A 3600-nucleotide genomic window follows, 5' to 3' on the forward strand; every position below is an offset into this window, starting at 1 on the left:
CTGCCGAACCACGACCAGTCGCCGCCCAGTGCGTCGTGATCCGCCGGGGTGAACATCTCCGGGTCGTATGCGGCCGCCGCCTCGTGCCGTTCCTTCGCCGCGCGGCCAGCGACGGCTGCGCGCAGGGACGCCTGGCCGGAGACCGACATGCCCGCGAACCAGTCGAGACCGTCCGCGCCGTACGGGGCCGGCCCTGACACGCAGACCACGGCCCTGACCCGATCGGGCAGCAGGGCTCCGCAGGCCAGAGCGTGCGAGGCGCCCCCCGAATGGCCCATCACCGCGAACCTGCCGATGCCCAGCTCGTCGGCGACCCTGGACGCGTATCCGGCCGCCGAGGCCAGGTCCCGGCCGGGCGACGGCGTGGAGCCACCGTACGCGGGACGGTCGTACGCCACCCAGCGGATGCCGAGCCGCTCGGAGGCCGGGAACAGCGGCGCCGGCGGCGAGCCGATGTTGGGGGTGCCGTGGTGCCAGAGGACGACCGGCCCATCGCCGGCCGCTGCCGGACCCGTGTCGTACACGTGGAGTGTGCGGCCGTCGCCGAGGTGCAGATCGTGTTCGCTGACCACGCGGGAAGCGTAACGCCACGGGCCGACAGAACGCGGGGGCCTCCGTACGGACGAGGTACGGAGACCCTGATCGCGGACCCGTCAGAGGGCCAGCAGGGCGCTGACCGGCAGTCGGGTGTCGTACAGCGGGCGGATGGCGATGCGCAGCAGCGCCAGCGCGTTGTCGTCGCCCGCGATGCGGTTGGCGCTGAGCTCTCCGCAGGACTGGCAGTGATGGATGATCAGCCACTCCCCGTCCTGGCGGACGCTGACGCTCAGCGCCGCCATCCGGCCCCGGCAAGCGGCCCGCCTGTCGCCGGGGATCCGGTGGTCGACGTGCAGGCTGGTCAGGCAGTGCGGGCAGTGGTTACGGTGCGCGGTGCCCGGCGCGATCACCGGCACGTCAAGGCGGCACCCGACGCAGCGGAACGCGTCGCCGGGGGCCTGCTGGCATGCCTTGCGCCGTTGCGGCCGTTCCTGGTCCGTTCTCCTGCGCGGCATCAGAGGTCGCCGAACGCTTCGAGCGGGAACGGCGGTTGCGCGATCGGCCGTACGGCCATGCGCATGAGGATGAGCTGGTTGTCGTCCCCGCAGATGGGGTTGGACGTCAGCTCACCGCACCGGGTGCAGCGGTGGATGAGCATCCAGTCGCCGGTGCGCAGGACGGCGATCGAGATCGGGATCATCCGCGACCCGCACTCCGACGGGCCGCCTTCCACCTGGTCGAGGACGTGCTGCGAGTGCAGGCAGCTCGGGCAGTGGTTGCGCCGGGTGCCGTCGGGAGCGTGCACGGTCACGGTCAGGCCGCAGCGTACGCACGAGAAGGTCTCGGTGGTCGTGATGGAACGATGGGTGGACAACCTGGGTACTCCTTGCCGAATGGATCATGAATGAGCAGCAAGGTGCGCCAAGCGGGCCTCGCGGGCACGCTGGATACGGCAGGCGGGTCCGGCAGGTCAGAGGAGACCTCAGAGGCAGGAGCCGCCCGTGGTACGGCGAGGCGCGCGTGGCGCGACGACAGGCATTCATCCCCCACTTCCTGGGCACGACGGCCCACAGACGTCACTGTTCGGACAGCAGCGAGGGTAACGGTCGTGGCCTGGCGGCAGCGAATGATTTTTCGCCGTGATCAGCCTCCGGGGTAGTACGGCGCCGCCAGGTGCGCGTACACGATCGTGTTGTCCTCATAGCTGTGCGCCCGCCGGTCGAAGGCCCCGCCGCAGGTCACCAGCCGCAACCCCGGGTAGGAGAGGCTGGCGTAGACCTTCTTCGCGGGGAAGCGCCGCTTCGGGGTGTGCTCGACCTTGTCGACGACGAAGACGGCCACCGAGCGGTCGGCGCGCACCACCTGCACCTGGTCGCCGCGCTTGACGTTCTTCAGGCGCGCGAAGACGGCGGGGCCGGTCCTGGTGTCCAGGTGGCCGGTGATCACGGCTGCGCCGCGCTGGCCGGGGACGGGCCCGTAGCGGTACCAGCCGGCCTGGTTCGGTGGGTCGAACGGCGGGTTCTCGATGGCGCCGCCGGCGTCCAGTCCCAGTTCCATGAGCGGCGCGGCCACGCCGATCGACGGGATGTAGACGGCCGTGGGCCGGGCGGCCCGCATGGGCTCGGCCACCTTGGACAGCGGCACGTCCGTGAGCGGCAGGCCGCCGGCTGGTGCCGTCGACTCGTGACGTACGGAGGCGACGGGCTCCGGATCGCCGCCCACGATGCCGCTGAGCCCGAGCCCGATGAGCAGCACTCCGGCCAGCGACACGACCGTCGCGACCAGCACGATCGTCCGCTGTCCCGGCGCGCGGCCCGCAGTGGATCCGGCGGGTTCAGCGGGTCCGGCCACTCTAGGCGACACCCTTGCGGCGCCGGATCGCGAGCCCGGCGAGCCCGGCTCCGGCCAGCAGCGCCGTCCCGCCCAGGGCGAACGGCCACACCGGCTCGCCGGACGCGAGCGCTCCGCCCCCGGTTTCCGGATGCCCCTCAGGAACCCGGTGCTCGTGTTCGCTGGCCGGACGCCACGGTTCGCCGGATTCCACCGTTCCCGGCCAGGAGTCAGCCGGTTTCGGCTCGTGCGACCAGGACTCCTCGGACTCGTGCTCGTCCGGCGCCGGCTCGGGCACGGGCTCGCCGGAGGGCTCGTCGCAGAGGATCGGCAGCGGGAGGAGGCAGGTGGGCAGCTCGACCGGCAGCAGATCGTCGGACGAGGCGGAGGCAGGGCTGAGGCCTGCTGCCAGGCTCGCGCCCGCGATCGCGAAGGCGGTCATCGCGCCGGCCACGAGACGTCGCGCTCTTGCCATGTGAAGGCTCCAAGATCGGTTGGACGTCCCCCGATACACAAGAGAGCCTTGCGAAGTATTAGATCTGGAGTCAAGTTATGTGATCGAAGTGAAATCGACCGGACACGGAGGGTTGGTAACCGCTGGAAACTTTTATCAGTGTTTCTCAGGTTCCTGCCAAGCTCTTACCTGGGCAGCCCTCTCGGCACATACGTCCGCACGGCCCCAAGATCTTACTTTGTGCATGCGAACCATTACTTAGCGTACGATCAAGCCTCTACCGTGATTCGGGCGAACTTTCGAAGAGCGAGAGAGGTGATGGTGGTGCAGGTCGTGCAGGCGTACCGGTCGCGCTGGATCCGACCCCGCGTCGGGCCGCAGCGCTGGCCTCGCATTGCGGGGCGGTGCGGGTCGCGTTCAACTGGGGCCTGGCCCAGGTGAAGGCGAACCTGGCGCAACGGGAGGCCGAGCGCTCCTACGGCCTCGCCCGACGATCAGCTCACCCCCGCGTTGTCATGGTCGATGCCCGCACTGCGTAATCGCTGGAACCAGGTCAAAGATCAGGTGGCGCCGTGGTGGGCCGACACCTCCAAGGAGGCCTGCGCCTGCGGCCTGGCCCGGCTCGCCGACGCGCTGACCGGCTGGCGCGACTCCCGGCAGGGCAGACGCAAGGGCCCCAGGTGGGGTTTCCCCGGTTCAAGACCGAACACCGGAGCGGGCGTGGCGGGTGTTCGGTGCGGTTCACCACCGGCGCGATCCGGCTGGACGGGCGCAGGCAC

6 protein-coding genes and 1 pseudogene are annotated in these 3600 nt (G+C 70.4%); 2 read left to right on the top strand and 5 right to left on the bottom strand.

Annotated elements, in window-relative coordinates; all coding sequences use genetic code 11:
- From E1294_RS51370 to E1294_RS51390, 5 genes are all read right to left on the bottom strand, one after another.
- On the bottom strand, positions 1 to 572 hold a 572-nt coding region (locus E1294_RS51370; RefSeq protein WP_132520474.1), incomplete at its 3' end, for an alpha/beta fold hydrolase.
- Between the two features lie 81 nt (positions 573 to 653).
- Positions 654 to 1052 carry an RNHCP domain-containing protein gene (locus E1294_RS51375; protein ID WP_132520477.1) on the bottom strand — a complete coding sequence of 133 codons (399 nt, stop codon included), beginning with the start codon at positions 1050 to 1052 and terminating at the stop codon, positions 654 to 656.
- Complete coding sequence (locus E1294_RS51380; RefSeq protein ID WP_132520480.1) at positions 1052 to 1411, bottom strand: RNHCP domain-containing protein; 360 nt, start codon at positions 1409 to 1411, stop codon at positions 1052 to 1054. Before E1294_RS51380 ends, E1294_RS51375 begins: the two co-directional genes overlap by 1 nt.
- Positions 1412 to 1680: 269 nt before the next feature.
- The gene (locus E1294_RS51385) at positions 1681 to 2388 is read right to left on the bottom strand and encodes a class F sortase (RefSeq protein ID WP_132520483.1); all 708 of its coding nucleotides are present in this window, start codon (positions 2386 to 2388) and stop codon (positions 1681 to 1683) included.
- 1 nt (position 2389) lies between these two features.
- The gene (locus tag E1294_RS51390) at positions 2390 to 2842 is read right to left on the bottom strand and encodes a hypothetical protein (RefSeq protein ID WP_132520486.1); all 453 of its coding nucleotides are present in this window, start codon (positions 2840 to 2842) and stop codon (positions 2390 to 2392) included.
- 332 nt (positions 2843 to 3174) lie between these two features.
- Between E1294_RS51390 and E1294_RS58750 the strand changes: the two genes are divergently transcribed.
- Together E1294_RS58750 and E1294_RS55330 are read left to right on the top strand one after the other, a co-directional pair.
- Positions 3175 to 3360 carry a helix-turn-helix domain-containing protein gene (locus tag E1294_RS58750; RefSeq protein WP_425465292.1) on the top strand — a complete coding sequence of 62 codons (186 nt, stop codon included), beginning with the start codon at positions 3175 to 3177 and terminating at the stop codon, positions 3358 to 3360.
- Positions 3344 to 3600 (top strand): annotated as a pseudogene (locus tag E1294_RS55330) (hypothetical protein); the annotation flags it as partial. The gene E1294_RS58750 and the pseudogene E1294_RS55330, both read left to right, overlap by 17 nt.

The sequence above is a fragment of the Nonomuraea diastatica genome (assembly GCF_004349015.1).
Lineage (GTDB): Bacteria > Actinomycetota > Actinomycetes > Streptosporangiales > Streptosporangiaceae > Nonomuraea > Nonomuraea diastatica.